Raw genomic sequence first — 18,211 nt, 5'->3', positions numbered from 1 at the left:
TAGAATTACTAAATATGAAATCAACTTTAAGGGGGTAAAGGTATGATTTCCATTGATATTATGCTATTTATTGATAATGATAATATTCTAAGACATGTGAAATTTGGAGATTTAACGAGAACAGATAAGAGAATATATATTTTAAAAAAATATATAGGAAATGAAATCACTAGTTTTTTAGATATAGATTTGAAAATAGATAGTGGTTATATAAAATGGGGGGAGTTATTTCTTAGATATTTTAAAACTGAGAATTTTACAGGCAAAGGATACATTTTATACATAACTCAGGCAGAAAGTGATGAAGATCTATATAGGGCGGCTTTTGACTGCTTATCAGAAGGAATGCAGATATATGATAAAAATGCACATCTTGTATTTTGCAATAAATTTAATGAGAAAATTGAAAAGATGGATAGAAGAAATATAATTGGAAAGCATTTATTGGATATTTATAGTTTAGAGGAAGATTATAGTACGATTTTAAATACAATGAAAAAGGGAGAAGCTATAGTAGATAGATGTGATAATTTTAAGAATAATAAAGGTGAAATAATTTCAACGATGAATTCAGGTTATCCTTTATTTTTAGGAAGTAATTTAATTGGAGCTGTTGGGTTAGTACAAGATGTGTCAGTTTTTCAAAAGTATAGGGAGAAAGCTGCAATTTTTAAGAATTTTATAGATACTAAAAAAAGTAATCAATATTTAAAGTCCCCAAAAAAGTACTATGCATTAAAATATTATAATTTTGATGATATAATTGGAAAAGATGAAAATTTTCTTAGAGCAATTAATTTAGCATGTAATGTTGCTGAAAGAGATTGCTCTGTACTTATATATGGGGAGACTGGTACTGGCAAGGAATTATTTGCACAGAGCATTCATTCTGCTAGTAAAAGAAAATATAAGGAATTCATTGCAGTAAATTGTGCGGCTATCCCTGAAAATTTAGTAGAGGGTATATTGTTTGGTACGGAAAAGGGAGCCTTTACTGGAAGTTATGATAAGAAGGGACTATTTGAACAGGCTGAGGGCGGTACATTATTTTTAGATGAGATTAATTCAATGAGTCTTCAAATGCAGTCTAAACTTCTTAGGGTTTTGCAGGAGAAAAGTTTTAGAAGGGTAGGAGGAAGCAAAGATATTGAAAGTAATGTAAGGATCATTTCATCTACCAATGAAAAACCATTTTCATTGATTAAAAATGGCAAGATGAGAAGTGATTTATATTATAGAATAAGTACAATAACAATTAACATTCCTCCACTTCGGGAAAGAAAAAAAGATATTGAACTATTGGCACAATTATTTATGAAAAAATTATGCCGTAATTATTCAAAAAATATAAATGTAATGTCGGAGGAAGTTATCAAGGTATTTAAAGAATATGATTGGCCGGGAAACGTAAGGGAGCTGCAGCATTGTATTGAATATATATTTAACACTATAACTCAGGATACTATATATATAAGTGATTTACCTCAATATATGAAAAAGAAAGCTAGCAGGAACTGCAAAAAAGGTTTGCAGCATAAAACACTGGAACAGATACTTAATGAATATGAAAGAGAAGTAATAAAAACTGCTCTTAGAAAAAATAAGAATAATGTTACAAATACAGCAAAATGCCTGGGAATGAAGAGGCAAAGCCTGCAATATAGAATGAAAAAATATGGATTATAGATGCATAATGATTTTGCACTTTTGCAAAATCATTATGCATCTTTTTTAAAATTCTAGGATATGAAAATGCAATAAGTTAGAATAAAACCTGATATTTTCAGCATTTTTAATATATTCACGCAATACTGAAGTTGGCATGGCTTTTGCTATAAATTATTTTATTAATTAGATACAAAATATAAAATAAGGCAGGTGTTGGATTATGTTATTATCGAGTTTTGACAATGTAGTTATCATTCTATGCTCAATTTTACTAATTTTTATTGGTTGGTATTTTTCAAGGGCAGTAAAAGACATGGAAAGTTTTTATTTAGGTAATAGAAGTCTTCCATGGTCACTGACTGTTGGAGCACTGGTTGCAACTTGGTATGGTGGAGTTGGAACAATTGGAACAGTTGAATATTCAGCAATGTATGGATTATCTGTTTGGGTTATTTGGTGTGTTACCTCCCATTTAGGGCGTATGCCATTGGCGCTTTGGGTAGGACCTAAAATACATATTAGAACAGACATTACAGTTCCTGATTTACTGGAGAGTGCATATGGCAAGGGAGTTGCAGTCCTTGGTGCTATATTAATGCTTACGTACTGCACTCAAATAGGTCAGTTAACATCATTTGGGTTTATAGGAAAGGTTGCCTGGGGAATTAATAATTTTACGGCAGGTATAGTATGTATTGTAATGGTTATTGTAATTGCAGTTTTAGGGGGACTTATGGGAGTTGCAGTTACTGATATGTTAATGTTTTGGTGTATGTGTTTTGGACTTACAATGGTACTGCCTGGACAATGGGATAGTGTTGGCGGATGGGCTGGACTTCAGCATGCATTATCTAAAACTCCAGCGTTAATGGATCCATTAGGTGGACTTACGCCTATGAAAGCTTTAATGCTCTGTGTACTTTCATTTGGAGTTTATGCCGATCCAACATTTTACCAAAGATTTTCTGCATCAGATTCACCAAAATCAGGAAGACGTGCACTTCTATCATGCTTTGTTTTGTGGGTTTGTTTTGATATTGTATTAACTCTTACAGGACTCATTGTTAAGGTAAGGTATCCAAATATGGTACCTGGAGAAGGATATATAAAACTTGTATTAGGAAGTTTACCTCAAGGAGTAAGGGCATTATTCATAATCGGCCTTGCAGGTTCAATAATTTCTGCACTGGATGGATATTACCTTTCAGGTGGAGCAACTCTTGCAAATGATATATACGGTAGAATTAAAGGAAATGTTACGCAGGACAAACTGGTTCTACTTACAAGAATAGGTATAATAATAGAATCAGTAGCAGCATTATCAATTGCATTTAAATTTACTACAGCACAAGATGCGTTTATATTTGTAAGCAGTATCTGGATGGCAGCAGGATTTGTCCCAATAGTTGGTGGACTTGTTTGGAAAGGTAAGAAAACGGCATTAGGAGGTTATCTTGGGATACTTGTAGGGGGATTTGCATTTGCATATTTTAAGTTATTTCCTATTAAGGCTTTCAATGTGGAAGCACTTGTTGTTGCACTGCCATTGTCTTTAATAGCATGGATTTTAGGCAATAAGTTTGGTAAGTCTATTCCTGAAAAAGTAGCTAAGGAGGTAGTATAATGTCAAAGAAAAATGATAAACTTGAAATTTCCTGGTTTGGAATTGATGGGTTTCTTGTATTGCTTTATTTTATAGTAGTAGGGGTAATTTATTATGCAATTTCAGCTCATAATGACTTTATAGTGGGAAGGTTAATTCCCTATGGGATTATGATTGCTGTAACTTTAATTTTTATAAATTATCTTGGAATAATATTTAAATTTTCTAGAAAGTCTAAAGGCAATAAGGAAAAATAAATTTTTATTAGGAGTAGATATTATGGATATAAGAGCATTCCCTATTAAAGTTGAAAAACAAGAAGCAGAGAAAAGAGCTCAAGCTATGGGAGGAGTTTTATGGAAAGTTATATTTTTAAATAAAAAGCTTTCTGAGGTTAGAAAACATTTTGTTGAATTTAAACTTGTGACCCTTGAAATTATCCATAAACCAACAGTTATTGAAAGAATGGTATCAAAAAAAGCTCATGAAAAAAAACAAACAATTACTTTGCTTGCCAATGGATCAACAGGATCTGTTTCATGGGTAGATAGTATGCCTGACATAATTGAATTAAAGGAAGTTGATAGTAATGCTATTCAACTGTCTGATAAAGATGATGATTATCTTATATTAAAAGCAAGAAAGCTTGCATTAAAAGTTGTGCACAGGCATGTCGGAGGAATACCAGAATTCAAAGTTTTAAAAATAGAAAGTGTTTTTAGACCATATTGGGTTGCTCTTTATGGTGATGTGGCAGAAGGCAATAAGGTTCGATATATGCCTATTGCAGCTGATGGATGTGGATCACATAGGAGTATGTAACTAAGATGAAGAGGTGATACTATTGGAATATGAAGATGAGAAAGACTGTATTCAATATGCAAAAAAGTTAAAGCAGGTAGTTATAGGATGTAAAGATATTACTCTTGAGGAGTTTATAGCAATATCAAGGTATAAGGCAACAGTTATATTATCAGATGCTTTTAGAGAAAGAGTTACTAAATCGAGAGGACTGGTAGAGAAATTTTTAAAGGAGAAAAGAGTTATATATGGTTTAACTACAGGATTTGGTGATAACTGTGATAAGATTATTGAGCCTGAAGATGCAATTATTCTTCAGAAAAATATACTGAGATCCCATGCTTGTTCAATAGGGGAAGCATTAGAAGGGGAGTGTGTTAGGGCAATTCTATTAATGATGATTTTGAATATGGGACAAGGTTATTCAGGAGTAAAACTGGATACTATTGAAACTATAGCTAGCATTTTAAATAGTAATATAGTTCCATTTGCGCCCTGTCATGGGTCAGTAGGATATCTTTCAGTAGAAGCACATATCAGCTTAGTTCTTATAGGTGAAGGTAAGGCTTTTTATAATGGCAAACTAATAGATGGTTATGAGGCATTACAATTGGAAGGGATAAAACCAGTTGAATTAGGTTGTAAGGAAGGACTTGCTTTGGTTTCCGGAACTACTTCGGTTACTGCCCTAGCTGCATTGGCAATATACGATGGAATAAAGGCTGCAAAAACTGCAGATATTATCGGAGCAATAAGCCTTGAGGCTTTAAGGGGAACTACAAGAGCATTTGACCCTAGACTGCAGTCTGTAAGACCCCATGAGGAACAGAACATGACAGCTAGAAATATTCTAAGGATACTTAAAGACAGTGAAATTGCCATAAAATATAAAGATTATAGACTTCAGGATGCGCTTTCTTTAAGATGTATACCTCAGCTGCATGGAGCAGCTAAAAAAACTCTAAAAGATGCTGCAAAAACAATAATTACTGAAATCAATTCCTGCTGTGATAATCCTGTTATATATCCAATTAAAGATGATGGTGTTGCACTTATGGGTTGTAATGCAGATGGATCATATGTTGGAATTGAAGCAGATTCCTCATGCATTGCTATGACAAGCATTGCCAAAATGTCAGAAAGAAGAATAGATAGGCTTGTAAATCATCATATAAGCGAATTGCCGGCATTTTTAATTGAGAAGACTGGACTTAATAATGGTTTTATGATTCCACAATATACGGCTGCAGGACTTTTAGGGGAGATGCGTATATTGTCAACACCAGCAAGTATTGATAACACTCCAACATGTGCAAATCAAGAAGATTATGTGAGCATGGGTTACAATGCTTCAAGGAAAGCGTATAAGTGTGTGGGATTATTGGAAAACATATTATCCATTGAGTTATTAAATGCACTTCAAGCTGTTGAGTTTCTAAAACCACTAAAGATGTCTACGGCAACAAAATCGGTGTATGATTTGATTAGAAAAGTTGTTCCTAAGATAGAAGATGATGAGCATTTATATCCTTATATTGAGTATATAAATAATCAAATACATGAAGGCAATATTTTAGAAGAAGTTGAAGATGTAATAGGTGTTTTGGAAATTTAAAATGTAGGCCTTAATATAATAAGGGCATGAAAGTGAGCAGGAAACTTTCATGCCCTTATTATATTATAAGAAAAATGTTATAATCCAGAAAGGGATGTATATGAAAAGGCAGTATCAAATAGAATTATAAAAAGATCTCGTTTTAAAAGTTAATTTTATATACTATAATGAACTTTGTATAAGAATTGGATTTATGTTTTGAAAAACAAGGTGGAAAGTAAAACTAATTTAAAAATTTTTTGTAGGAGAAATTTAATGGAAAAAAACTTTAAAGCTATGGTAACTATTTTTATAGGATATTTCTTATTGTCACTGTTTTCTAATACATTATCACCTTTTATAACAACTATAAAAAGTACATATAATGTGTCATCATATGTCATTGCATTTATACCATCAGTAGTATACTGTGCCGCACTTATAACAAATATTGTAGGGGCAAAACTTATGCCGCGGCTGGGAATTAAAAATGGACTGTATCTGGGAATTGTATTTGAAATTTTTGCAAGTCTTATAATTGTATTTTCCAAATCATTTTATGTTATTTTAACTGGATATTTTATGGCAGGATTGGCAACCGGGATGGCATGCTTGTATTTGAGTACGATGCTTTCACTTCTTCCACAAAAATATCAAAAATTTAGTTTTGCAAATGCATGCTTTGGATTAGGTGGAATTTTAATTTTGCCAATAGACAGATTTATATTAAAGATGGGTATAAAATTTAATTACACATATATTATTCATATATTACTTATATCTTTTTATATTATTCTTGTGTTAAAAATGGATAGAAGGACATTTTATAAAAGTAATTCTAAATGTAACACTTCTTTTTCTATATTAAAAAATCCTATGATTTTATTGCTTTGTATTGCAGTATTCTTCTATGTCGGAGCGGAGATCTCAACTACAAATTGGACAGGAACTTTTCTTGAAAAATATTATGGAATTAGCAAAATTGAAGTACCAAATATACTTTTAAGTTTTTGGATTTTGTTTACTATAGGAAGGAGTTTAGGAGATAAATTCTTAGAAAGAGTTGGACAACTTAGATTTCTTTCCATATCACCTTTAATATCAATTTTTGGAATTATTATTTTACTATTTGGAAAAAGTAAGCTTCAAGCTTTAACAGGATTTGCAATTATAGGGATATCAATATCAATTATGTATCCTGCACTTCAAGGATATATTGTGCAGCATGTTACTGAAAAAAATATACCTTCTGCATCTGCTGTTACTATGATTTTCAATAACTTGGGAGCTACATTTTTAACCTATGTAATAGGTTTTGCAGGTGGTATAAAAATAACTTATGTATTTATAATACAAATATTGTTTTACATATACATAGCATTAATTTCTGTGTACTATAGAATTTTTAAACCTGGTAAAGTTTAGGTTTTGAAAAAACATTGCATTTTAGATGATTTTTGCTATTATGTTAATAGAGATAAAAACACAGTTTTGGTTGGTAGTCCAAAACTTGGCTTGTACTTTATAAGTTAGCAGTAACCTGCCCTCCTGGGGTTGTCCATTCTCTAGATTTTTTATTTGTTAAACAGGAGGAATATAAAATGACAGCTAATATTAAGCTAACAGTATTTTTTGAAGAGCCATTTTGGGTTGGCGTGTTTAAAAGGTGGGATTCTGATACAATATATCTTTCAAGGGTTGTATTTGGTGCTGAACCAAAAGACTATGAAGTATACGACTATATACTAAAAAATTTTAATGATTTAAAGTTTAGTAAACCGTTGGATATCAATTATTCTGATAAAAGCATTGATAAAAAGATAAATCCTAAAAGACTTCAGAGAAAAATTAAAAAAGAGACTAAAGACAATGGTATAGGTACAAAAGCCCAAATTGCCATGAAGCAGCAATATGAAGATTTTAAACTAAAAATAAAAAAGGTTTCAAGAGAAAAAAAGGAAGAAGAAAAAGAGAAAAAATTTAAATTAAGGCAGCAGAAAAAATTAATGAAGCACAGGGGACATTAACTAGCATTGCCCAGCCTTTAATGCGTTTTAGAGGTTTTTAAAATTATTTTACTGCTATTTGATGCTGTTGAAATAGTATCTACAGAAAGGGTTTGAGCTATTAAAACCCTTTTTTTATAATCATAATGGAAAGTAAGCTTGACATTATAAAAAAACAGTAATATTCTAATATTACAAAGTCACTTCCCATTATGATTGGAGGAATGTAACAGCTAATAAAACTTTATAGAAGCTTATATAATATTCTTCAATTTATACAATGTTTGTACTATAGTAAATTCAAGAGGTGATTATATGAAATATTATTCTATTGGTAAGTTTTCAAAATTAATAGGTAAAAACCCGCAAACATTAAGAGAATGGGATAAAAAAAGTATATTAAAACCACATCATGTTGCTCCAACAGGGTATAGATATTATTCACAAGAGCAACTTAATCATTTTTTAGGTATAAAAGGTATTGAAACTAAAACTAAAAAAGTAATTGGATATTGTAGAGTTAGTTCCCACAAATAGAAAATCTATGTAATAAATATGGAACTACTATTGAAATCATAGACAATACTGAAAAAACGGAGGAACAGGAATTAGTCGAAGATTTAATTCAAATTGTTACAGCTTTTAGTTGTAGATTGCAAGGCAAAAGAACGAATAAAGCAAAGAAGATGATTAAGGAGTTGTTAGAGAATGATTCTGGGGAAGAAGGTTAGAATATTTCCAACTAAAGAGCAAGAACAAAAATTATGGCAATCTGTTGGTACTGCAAGATTTATTTATAATTGGACACTTGCAAGGCAAGAGGATAATTATAAAAATGGTGGAAAATTTATATCAGATAATGATTTGAGAAAAAAAATAACAATACTCAAACAAGATAGTCTAAGTTGGCTAAATGAAGTATCTAACAATGTGGCTAAACAAGCTGTTAAAGATGGTTGCGATGCTTATAAGAAGTTTTTCAAAAAGTTAGCTGATAAGCCAAGGTTTAAGAGTAGAAAAAAATCTAAGCCATCTTTTTATAATGATACATTAAAGCTTAAAGTTAAAGAAAATTCGGTGTTAATTGAAAAGGTTGGTTGGATAGATATAAAGAAAAATACAATGCCTATGAACTGTAAATATACTAATCCGAGAATAAGTTTTGATGGAAAGTATTGGCTCATATCAGTAGGTATAGAAAAAGAAAATCCAATAGTAGAATTAACAAATGAAAGTATTGGTATTGATGTTGGGGTAAAGGATTTAGCTATATGTTCTAACGGAATGACTTTTAAAAATATCAATAAGACAAAAGTTGTAAAGCAACTTGAAAAAAGGCTACGTAGATTACAACGTAGGGTATCTCGCAAATATCTAAAAAATAAAGAAGGGAGTAAGTTTGTCAAAACAGGTAATATTATAAAAATCGAAAAGCAGATTAAATTACTTCATAGAAAATTAGCAAATATAAGAAGTAATCATATTCACCAAGCAACGAATAAGATAGTGAAAACCAAGCCATCGAGAGTTGTTATGGAAACACTTAATATTAAAGGAATGATGAAGAACCGATATTTAGCAAAAGCAATAGCAAAACAATGTTTGTATGAGTTTAAAAGACAAATGCAATATAAATGTGAGTTCAATGGTATTGAATTTGTAGAAGCAGACAAATGGTATCCTTCATCAAAAACTTGTAGTGAGTGTGGACATATAAAGTCAAAGCTTTTACTATCTGAAAGGACATATATATGTGAGGAATGTGGTTGTGTTATAGATAGAGATTATAATGCAAGTATCAATCTATCAAGATATGAATTAGTAGGCTAATCACTTAAAAGATACTACTAATATGTACCATGCGTTGTATGGGAATTTAAGCCCTCGGACTATTATATCAAACCAAAGTAGCTTTATAGTAAAATGGGATAGGCTGAACAGGGAATTAAACAAGCTTTATAGAGTTCTATAATGTTTTGGCAACGGCATTAATTTGAAAAACAGGCTTGAAGAAATTAGAAAACAACATGGTATCACACAAGAAGAGCTAGCACAAAAATTGGAAGTATCAAGACAAACAATTGGATCACTTGAAAATGGACGTTATAATCCATCTATATTGCTAGCTTTTAAGATTTCTAAATTTTTTAATGTGAGCATTGAAGAAATATTTATTTATGAGGAGAGTTCAGAAAATGAAAACTTTTAATTATGTATTTATTGTGGCAGTAGTTGTAATGTTACTTAGTTCAGCAGTTGGTATGTTTTTTGTAGGTGGATATACGTCTAAAACTATACCTTTAATTCTTATGGCAATGGCTGTGGCTTCAGTTATTAGTAACATACATTATAAATTTATTTTGAAACAAAAAGATAAAGATGAGCGAAATATTGCCATTGAAAACAGAGCTAAGGCAAAAGCTTTTGATGTTATGGAAATAGTATTTGGCATTCTTGTAATTGCATATGTTTTTTTTAGAGCTAATTTATTTATAATTTTTCTTGTGATTGCAGCATATTTGGTTATTTTTGCAGTCTATATGGTATGCTTTTCTAAATATCACAAGGAAATGTAAAAAGTAACAGATAGTGAAAGTAAAAACTTATTAACAATGAATAATAAGATGGTAACTTTGATTAAACTAACTAGTAACATATATAGATACAGGCTTATTTTGATAAACAGAGTTCTTGGCATCAGATGGAGTTTTGACTCAACCTGATGTTTAGAAATCGTTATCCAGGGACGTAGCTGCCCTTTACTCTCACTTGGATAAGTGAGAGTATTAGAGCAGGTAGTCATCGGATAAAAAGCTTGAAAGATTAAAGGGATAAAAAGCATTTGTGAGGGGATGAGTGAAGGTTGAAAAAAATTGAAAGTGAAATGAACAAAAAAAAGTGGCTGATACTGATTACAGTTGTTTCTGCTACATTTATGTCAACACTTGATGGCAGCATTGTAAATGTAGCACTGCCGGATATGGCATCTAAATTAAATGTAGGAATGTCAGGTATTACATGGGTTGTTACCAGTTTTTTAATAACTGTTGCAGCAACTATTTTAATATTTGGAAGGCTTGGAGATATGATAGGAAAGACAAAAGTTTTTAAATTTGGAATCGTCATTTTTACCATAGGTTCGCTGCTGTGCGGGCTTACAAGTTCACTGCCATTACTTGTAACAGCAAGAGTTATACAAGCAGTAGGAGCATCAGCTACGATGGCTACTAATCAGGGAATCATAACTCACGTTTTTCCGGCTAACGAGAGGGGGAGGGCACTTGGAGTTTTAGGTACATTTGTGGCATTGGGTTCTATGGCAGGTCCTCCAATTGGGGGAATTATTGTTTCTGCTATAAGCTGGGAATATATATTTTTAATAAACATACCAATAGGAATAATTGTATTTATACTTACATTGAAGATATTTCCTAAAGTCCATACTACTTCTGATGAAAAACTAGATATAAAAGGAGCTTTACTATTTGTAGTAGCTACAGTTTCGCTGTTTGGAGCATTGGGACAAGGCCAGGTAAAGGGATATGACAATGCATTTATAATTTCAGCTTTTGTAATTTCATTTATAACTTTCGTATTGTTCATTATAGTAGAACATAAAATAAGCATGCCGATTTTGCAATTGAGTATTTTTAAAAACAGTTTATTTTCAATAAGTATAATATGTGCTTTTATTTCATTTATTGCAATTAGTGCATCCAATATAATACTGCCTTTTTATTTTCAGGATACATTGAAATTTTCGCCGGCAGCATCTGGAATGCTCATGATGGTATCTCCTATTGTTTTGTCTGTAGTGGCTCCCTTTAGTGGATACATGTCAGATAAAATTGGATCTGAAATACTTACCTTGTTTGGGCTTAGTTTTACAAGTTTGGGGTTGTTTTTCATATCCAGTTTAAATGAAAGGTCTTCTGTAATTTTGATTATAGCTTATATAGTAATTATGACTCTAGGAAATGGAATGTTTCAATCTCCTAACAATTCGCTAGTTATGTCTACTGTTAGTAGAGATAAGCTTGGAATAGCAGGAAGTGTAAATGCCCTTATTAGAAACTTAGGATTTGTTCTAGGTACATCTCTTTCCACTTTATTACTTTACAACAGAATGAGTTACAAAATCGGGTACAGAGTGGTGGATTACATAAAAGGCAGAGATGATGTTTTTATTTATGGCATGAGATCAGTGTATATAAGCGTTGGCATTATGTGTTTATTTGGAGTTTTGATAACCGCATTAAGACTTTACTATAGTAAAAAATTAAGGGGATTATATATGAAAGGGTGATTTTGTATGAGTTATAGAGTTTTGATTACGGAAAATATATATGAAGAAGGCAAAGAATATCTTAGAAGTCGTGGGTATGAATTAAAAATGGCTTCTGATATTTCAGAAAATGTTTTGGTAGAGGAAGTAAAAGATTGCGATGCAATATTAGTTAGGATGGCAAATATTACTGAAAAAATTATGAAATCAGGAACAAAGTTGAAAGTCATATCTAAGTTTGGTGTTGGAGTAGATAATATAGATGTTGAAGCTGCATCAAGTCTTGGAATAAGAGTTACCAATTCTCCTGAATCCAATAAAAACAGTGTTGCTGAGTATACTATGGGACTTATATTAGTACTTGCAAAAAAACTACTTATTTATGATAGAGAACTTAGAGATGGAAATTTTGAAATAAGAAAAAGTTTTGGAATGGATCTTGAAGGTAAAACCCTTGGAATTATAGGTGTTGGTAATATCGGAAAACTTGTTGCTTTAAAGGCCTCAAAAGGGTTTGGCATGAAAGTTATAGGATTCAAGCGAAATATAACTTCAAGTCAAATAGATAATATAAAACTTACTGGAGATTTAGATTATGTACTTAAAAATTCTGACTTTTTAAGCTTGCATGTTCCACTTACAGAGAAAACAAAAGGTATGATAGGAAAAAGGGAGCTGTCTCTTATGAAATCTAGAGCTTTTCTTATAAATACGGCACGGGGAGAAGTGGTTGATGAAGATGCCTTGCTTGAGGTGCTTTTGAAAAATAAAATTGCTGGAGCTGCCATTGATGTATTTAAAGGAGAAGAACCATCAAAAGATAATCCCCTTTTTAAACTTGAAAATGTAATTGTAACGCCTCATACTGCAGCACATACAGAAGAAGCAGGTATAAGAATGTCTGTTCATCCCGCCATTGGTATAGATGAAGTATTAAGTGGCAGAGAGCCTTCTTGGTCAGTGAATTAAGTTTGATGTTAAAAAAGTTTAGATAAATGCTTGACCTTGGGTAGTATTTATGGTATTATAATTTCGTTGCTTGCCGAAGTGGTGGAATTGGCAGACGCAACGGATTCAAAATCCGTCGTTGGTGACAACATGCGGGTTCGACTCCCGCCTCCGGCACCATGAATATCAACATTTAAGAGCATTTTGGAATTTATTCCAAAATGCTCTTTTTGGGTTTATGTCCTCCAAATGTCCTCCAAAAAAATATCACAAATTAAAACAGATTAAAACAAAATAGCAAAAACCTGTATGTAGTTTAAAAGAAATATTATGCTATAATAATAGAAAGTATAAATTTTGGGACCGAAGGAATGGTAAAATATGACTAAACAATTAGAATATAAATCTACAATAAAATCGATGCCTTACCTTTATATAGAAACAAAAAAGGCTGCAAGCCTTATTTTAAAAGGATTTAATGATTTTCAAATAAAAAATATGTCCATTAAAGAAAATATTTTTCAGATGAAATCTGAAGCACGAAAAAAGGAAATTGCGTCAATAACATTAAAAAGATTAAAGAGTTTAGATGAATTCCTACTTGATAAATTAGTGAATGGGGATTTAGAAACGAGTAAGCAAATTGTGATTTATATGATTATGAAAACTGATAGGTTATTTTTTGAGTTTATGAGCGAAGTTTATAGGGATAAAAATATCTTGAGGGAAAAATATATTATAGATAGTGACTTTAATGTTTACTTCCAAAGAAAATGCGAACAAAGTGATACTGTAGCATCATGGAAGGAATATACCTTTTATAAAATTAAACAGGTGTTTATTAGAATCCTTTTTGAAGCAGGATTCATTAAAAATCAAAAGGGTGATAAGGAAATAACTATACCAATAGTAGACTGTGACTTAGCACAACATTTAAAAGAAATAGGTGACGGTATATACTTAGAAGTGATGTTAGGACATAAGTCATAAGTAGAAGTTATATGAAAAACTTGTAAATGATAATGAGGCTAGACTAAGTTGTTAAAATGCCTAGAGGAGAGTTAAAAATGAAAACAATATATCAAAGATTAGATGAAATAATACCTAAGATTACAGATAAATCCTTTAGGGAAAGCATGGGACTAGGTAATGAAATGGGTTATTATATATTTGATTATGAACCTAAGTATGAACTTTTGGTAAGAGATCATATTGAGTTCATAAAACAAAAGATTAGTGATGAATACTCTGATATTAATATAAAAGAATTTGATTTATATGAAATAATACTAGATATAATGGATAAAAAAGGATATTTGCAAAAAAACATTGAAATGGAGAAGAAAAAAGGCAGCAAATATGTTTTTAATGCTATTAGAAAATCACTTAGATTGACTCTTAAAAATGATATGGTTTTGGATTATATAGTAAATAGAGTTGAACCTAATGATATTGTGTTTATAACTGGTGTTGGCAAAGCATGGCCAATTATGCGTTCACATACAGTATTGAATAATTTACATAATGCAATTGATCAAGTGCCTGTAGTTATGTTTTTCCCAGGGGAATATGATGGCTTAGAATTGATTTTATTTAATGAGATCAAAGATGATAATTATTATAGGGCATTTCAATTAATAGATAAATATTAAAGACTGAGATACGGAGGGGTTTAAGCATGGAACTTAAGAAGATGTTCTTAAAGGATATAGAAAGGGATATAAAAGGAGTTATTAAAGTAGGACAGGATGATGACTCCGATATTTTTCAAGAACTAGATGAATATGTAGTTACAAATGAATTACTAGGACATTTTGGTGACTTTTTTGAAGCATATAAAAAGGGTATATTAGATCATACAGATAAAATGGGAGTTTGGATATCAGGTTTCTTTGGTTCTGGTAAATCACATTTTCTAAAAATATTATCATATTTGCTTGAGAACAGGGTGGTAAATGGAAAAAAGTCTATTGAATACTTTGATAATAAAGTTTACGATCCAATGGTTGTGGCAGATATGAAACAGGCAGGGGATATTACAGCAGATGTTATTTTATTTAATATTGATTCAAAGAGTGAATCAGATTCTAAGGCAGACAAAGATTCCATATTAAAAGTATTTAATAAGGTGTTTAATGAAATGCAAGGCTTTTGTGGTTCTATACCATGGGTAGCAGATTTAGAAAGACAAATGGTTAAAGATGAAGTGTATGAGGATTTTAAGGCAGAGTTTGAAAAGATATCAGGGAGCATTTGGGAAGATGCAAGAGAAGATTTTTTCTATGAGGAAGACTCTATTGTAGATGCATTATCTAAAACTACTAAAATGAGTGAAGAAACAGCAAGAGATTGGTACAATAAAGCAGAAGAAAATTATAGTTTAAGTATAGAGAAGTTTGCTCAAAGGGTTAAAGAGTATATTGAAACAAAAGGTAAAAATCATCATGTACTTTTTTTAGTGGATGAGATTGGACAATACATAGGCAGCGATTCTCAGTTAATGCTAAATTTGCAAACAGTCGTTGAAGATTTAGGAACATACTGTGGTGGTAAAGCATGGGTTATCGTTACTAGTCAGCAAGATATAGACTCTGTAACAAAGGTAAAAGGAAACGATTTTAGTAAAATTCAAGGCAGATTTAATACTAGATTGTCACTATCATCTGCAAATGTAGATGAAGTAATTAAAAAGCGTATACTACAAAAAAAACCAGGAGCAGCAGATTCATTGAAATTGCTGTATGAAGATAAGTGTTCTATATTAAAGAATTTAATAACCTTTTCAAATGATACGGCAGAAATGAAAGTATATGAAAACGAAAATGATTTTGCCGAAGTGTATCCATTTATACCTTATCAGTTTAATTTACTTCAATCGGTATTTACAGGAATTAGAATACATGGTGCATCTGGTAAGCATTTAGCTGAAGGTGAAAGATCACTACTTAGCGCATTTCAAGAGTCATCAATTAAATATGAAAATGAAGAAATGGGCGTATTAATACCATTTTCAGCATTTTATGATACTATAGAATCATTTTTAGATGCTAATATAAAAACGGTCATAATTCATGCAAAAAATAACTCGAAACTTAACGAGGAAGATGTAGAAGTATTAAAACTTTTATTTATGATTAAGTATGTAAAAGAAATACCTTCAAATCTTGAAAATATATCTACATTATTAGTTAAGCATATAGATGATGATAAATTAGAGATTAAAAAGAAAGTAGAGGAGTCATTAAAGAAATTAGTAAGACAAACCCTTATTCAAAAAAATGGAGAAGAATATATATTCCTAACTCACGAAGAGCAGGATGTTAATAGGGAAATTAAGAATATAACAATTGATATGGGAGAAGTCATACAAAAAGTTGGTGGAACAATATTTGAAGAAATTTATACTGAAAAGAAATATAGGTATTCTTCAAAATATGATTTCCCATATAATGCAATGATAGATGACATACCAAGAGGACAGCAAAATAATGAAATTGGGTTAAAAGTAATTACACCTTATTTTGAAACAGGTGTAGATCTTACCCATCAAGAATTAAAATTGATGTCTGCAAGAGAGAATAATGTAATTATAAAATTACCAAATGATACAACATTCCTAGAAGAAATGGAAGAAATATTAAAAATTCAAGCATATCTAAGAGTAAAAAGTGGTACTGCATCAACACAGGTCATAGAGGATATAAAAACTAGAAAATCAAGAGAAGTTTCTGAAAGAAAAGATAGAGTTAAAAATCTATTAATTGAAGGGTTAAAAACTGCTGAAATATTTGCAAATTCGGAGCTTTTGGATATTAAAGAAAAGAACCCAGTTGAACGTATAAATGATGCATTTAAGACATTAATAGATACGCTATATAGCAAACTGAATTACATTAAAGAATATATAGATAGTTCAAGAGAATTACAAGATATTCTATTAAACAATAATGTTCAGGGAAGTTTTATTGAAGAAAAAAATAAGTTAGCAATAGATGAAGTAAATAGCTATATTGAAAGAAATACATCAAGAAACATTCCTATTACGATGAAAGGGATTATAGGATTATATTCAAAAGCCCCCTATGGATGGGTAGAACTTGATATTGCAGCAATAATAATAAAATTATTTAAGGCTCAGGAAATAAAGATAGAATATAATAGTCAATATTTAACTACTGATGATAGGGATGTAGTAAAATATTTAACAAAGAGAGATTATTTGGATAAAGTATTAGTCAAGAAGAGAGCAAAAACTCCAGTAAAATATATAACTAATGTTAAAGAATTATGTAAGGAATTATTTAATTATTCTGCTGTGCCGGCTGATGAAGATGGACTTATGAATAGATTTAAAGACTTAACACAGGGAGAAATAGCAAGTATAAGAGAACTTCTAGTGTATTATAAGCAAGCAAATTATCCAGGCAAAAATATACTTGATGAAGGGAAGAAAATTTTTGATGAAGCAATAAGTATAAAAGATACTATGGAGTTTTATGAAAAATGTTATGAGTTAAAGGATGATTTTTTAGATTATGCAGACTATTCTGAGGATGTAAAAAAATTCTTTAAGAATCAAAAGAAATTCTTTGATGATGCTTTAGAAAAGATTGAAATCTATAATAAAAATAAGACCTATGTTTTAGATGATCAGGCTATAGATTTAATACAAAAGATTAAAGACATAATTAAAAGTAAAGAACCATATTCTAAGATACCTCAGTTGCCAGGACTAATTGAAGAATTTTCAAATAGATTTACTGATTTACTAGAAGTAGAATGTGAGCCAGTAAGAAAGGTAATTCAATCAGACTGCGAGAAAGTATTAAATGAGCTTAGTTTATATGAATTTAAAGATGAATTAAGTGCCAAGTTTCAAAAGAGATTTGATGATTTGATTGGTAGATTAGATAGAGCTAACAATTTCTATGAAGCAATAGCAATGAAAGAAGAAAGTGATAGATTAAAAATGCGTTCTTTTGAAGAAATATCAAGAGAAGTAGAAAGAAGAAAGCCGCCAGTAGTGTCAAATCCAGAACTAGTTATAGGTGGCGGTACTGATATAATAAGGGGAGAAAAGCCTCCAGTATATAAGACAAAGAAAACAAAGAATATAAGTATAGCAAATATACTTCATGGTGCCAAAACTATAGAAACCGAAGCTGATATTGACGAATTATTGAAGGATATAAAAGCAAAGTTAAAGCAAGAATTAAATGAAGATACCAGAATAAAACTTGTTTAAATAGTATTTTATACAAAATATATTGAAATTTTATTTTGTATAGATATATGAAGGGAAGATA

The 18,211-nt window shown here is 30.8% G+C and carries 15 protein-coding genes, 1 tRNA gene and 1 pseudogene; all 17 read left to right on the top strand.

Annotated features, from left to right (window positions below):
• Positions 1-42 precede the first annotated feature (42 nt).
• A complete protein-coding gene (locus tag B5S50_RS05745; RefSeq protein WP_217303328.1) occupies positions 43-1,686 on the top strand; it encodes a sigma-54-dependent Fis family transcriptional regulator in 1,644 nt (547 codons plus the stop codon).
• A 202-nt stretch (positions 1,687-1,888) separates the two neighbouring features.
• A complete protein-coding gene (locus B5S50_RS05740) occupies positions 1,889-3,292 on the top strand; it encodes a sodium:solute symporter family protein (RefSeq protein ID WP_013239916.1) in 1,404 nt (467 codons plus the stop codon).
• Positions 3,292-3,528: a hypothetical protein gene (locus tag B5S50_RS05735; protein WP_013239915.1), complete on the top strand. Its 237-nt coding sequence runs from the start codon at positions 3,292-3,294 to the stop codon at positions 3,526-3,528. Before B5S50_RS05740 ends, B5S50_RS05735 begins: the two co-directional genes overlap by 1 nt.
• Before the next feature lie 22 nt (positions 3,529-3,550).
• Positions 3,551-4,093: a hypothetical protein gene (locus B5S50_RS05730; RefSeq protein ID WP_013239914.1), complete on the top strand. Its 543-nt coding sequence runs from the start codon at positions 3,551-3,553 to the stop codon at positions 4,091-4,093.
• A 22-nt stretch (positions 4,094-4,115) separates the two neighbouring features.
• Positions 4,116-5,687 (top strand): histidine ammonia-lyase, encoded by a 1,572-nt coding sequence (gene hutH, locus B5S50_RS05725; RefSeq protein ID WP_013239913.1) that lies wholly within the window; start codon positions 4,116-4,118, stop codon positions 5,685-5,687.
• Positions 5,688-5,942: 255 nt separating this feature from the next.
• Positions 5,943-7,091, top strand: a complete 1,149-nt coding sequence (locus B5S50_RS05720; RefSeq protein WP_217303327.1) for a sugar MFS transporter — start codon at positions 5,943-5,945, stop codon at positions 7,089-7,091.
• A 176-nt stretch (positions 7,092-7,267) separates the two neighbouring features.
• On the top strand, positions 7,268-7,693 hold the full coding sequence (locus tag B5S50_RS05715; RefSeq protein WP_013239911.1) for a YjdF family protein: 426 nt from the start codon (positions 7,268-7,270) through the stop codon (positions 7,691-7,693).
• A gap of 294 nt (positions 7,694-7,987) precedes the next feature.
• Positions 7,988-8,403 (top strand): annotated as a pseudogene (locus B5S50_RS05710) (MerR family transcriptional regulator).
• The gene (locus B5S50_RS05705; RefSeq protein WP_217303326.1) at positions 8,381-9,502 is read left to right on the top strand and encodes an RNA-guided endonuclease TnpB family protein; all 1,122 of its coding nucleotides are present in this window, start codon (positions 8,381-8,383) and stop codon (positions 9,500-9,502) included. The pseudogene B5S50_RS05710 and the gene B5S50_RS05705 overlap by 23 nt, the downstream one beginning before the upstream one ends.
• 163 nt (positions 9,503-9,665) lie before the next feature.
• Positions 9,666-9,881: a helix-turn-helix transcriptional regulator gene (locus B5S50_RS05700; protein WP_063554045.1), complete on the top strand. Its 216-nt coding sequence runs from the start codon at positions 9,666-9,668 to the stop codon at positions 9,879-9,881.
• Positions 9,868-10,248, top strand: a complete 381-nt coding sequence (locus B5S50_RS05695; RefSeq protein WP_254306717.1) for a hypothetical protein — start codon at positions 9,868-9,870, stop codon at positions 10,246-10,248. Before B5S50_RS05700 ends, B5S50_RS05695 begins: the two co-directional genes overlap by 14 nt.
• 287 nt (positions 10,249-10,535) lie before the next feature.
• On the top strand, positions 10,536-11,978 hold the full coding sequence (locus B5S50_RS05690; RefSeq protein ID WP_217303325.1) for an MFS transporter: 1,443 nt from the start codon (positions 10,536-10,538) through the stop codon (positions 11,976-11,978).
• A 6-nt stretch (positions 11,979-11,984) separates the two neighbouring features.
• Entirely contained in the window at positions 11,985-12,926 is a 942-nt protein-coding gene (locus B5S50_RS05685; RefSeq protein ID WP_217303324.1) for a hydroxyacid dehydrogenase, read from the top strand.
• Positions 12,927-12,998: 72 nt separating this feature from the next.
• Positions 12,999-13,085: transfer RNA gene (locus B5S50_RS05680), tRNA-Leu, on the top strand.
• A gap of 201 nt (positions 13,086-13,286) precedes the next feature.
• A complete protein-coding gene (locus tag B5S50_RS05675) occupies positions 13,287-13,895 on the top strand; it encodes a DUF1819 family protein (protein WP_217303323.1) in 609 nt (202 codons plus the stop codon).
• Positions 13,896-13,972: 77 nt separating this feature from the next.
• Positions 13,973-14,557, top strand: a complete 585-nt coding sequence (locus tag B5S50_RS05670) for a DUF1788 domain-containing protein (protein ID WP_217303322.1) — start codon at positions 13,973-13,975, stop codon at positions 14,555-14,557.
• A 26-nt stretch (positions 14,558-14,583) separates the two neighbouring features.
• Positions 14,584-18,150, top strand: coding sequence for a BREX system P-loop protein BrxC (gene brxC, locus B5S50_RS05665; protein WP_217303321.1), 3,567 nt, complete (start codon positions 14,584-14,586; stop codon positions 18,148-18,150).
• Positions 18,151-18,211 lie beyond the last annotated feature (61 nt).

It is taken from the genome of Clostridium sp. 001, from assembly GCF_019056555.1.
Lineage (GTDB): Bacteria > Bacillota > Clostridia > Clostridiales > Clostridiaceae > Clostridium_B > Clostridium_B ragsdalei.
Note: the sequence above shows the minus strand (reverse complement) of the source record. Positions and strands in the feature narration are given on the sequence as shown.

Bases quoted from the DNA above. Each gene is read 5' to 3' on its own strand.
- B5S50_RS05745 (WP_217303328.1), top strand. From the start codon at position 43: ATGATTTCCATTGATATTATGCTATTTATTGATAATGATAATATTCTA.
- B5S50_RS05740 (WP_013239916.1), top strand. From the start codon at position 1,889: ATGTTATTATCGAGTTTTGACAATGTAGTTATCATTCTATGCTCAATT.
- B5S50_RS05735 (WP_013239915.1), top strand. From the start codon at position 3,292: ATGTCAAAGAAAAATGATAAACTTGAAATTTCCTGGTTTGGAATTGAT.
- B5S50_RS05730 (WP_013239914.1), top strand. From the start codon at position 3,551: ATGGATATAAGAGCATTCCCTATTAAAGTTGAAAAACAAGAAGCAGAG.
- B5S50_RS05720 (WP_217303327.1), top strand. From the start codon at position 5,943: ATGGAAAAAAACTTTAAAGCTATGGTAACTATTTTTATAGGATATTTC.
- B5S50_RS05715 (WP_013239911.1), top strand. From the start codon at position 7,268: ATGACAGCTAATATTAAGCTAACAGTATTTTTTGAAGAGCCATTTTGG.
- B5S50_RS05705 (WP_217303326.1), top strand. From the start codon at position 8,381: ATGATTCTGGGGAAGAAGGTTAGAATATTTCCAACTAAAGAGCAAGAA.
- B5S50_RS05695 (WP_254306717.1), top strand. From the start codon at position 9,868: ATGAAAACTTTTAATTATGTATTTATTGTGGCAGTAGTTGTAATGTTA.
- B5S50_RS05685 (WP_217303324.1), top strand. From the start codon at position 11,985: ATGAGTTATAGAGTTTTGATTACGGAAAATATATATGAAGAAGGCAAA.
- B5S50_RS05675 (WP_217303323.1), top strand. From the start codon at position 13,287: ATGACTAAACAATTAGAATATAAATCTACAATAAAATCGATGCCTTAC.
- B5S50_RS05670 (WP_217303322.1), top strand. From the start codon at position 13,973: ATGAAAACAATATATCAAAGATTAGATGAAATAATACCTAAGATTACA.
- brxC (WP_217303321.1), top strand. From the start codon at position 14,584: ATGGAACTTAAGAAGATGTTCTTAAAGGATATAGAAAGGGATATAAAA.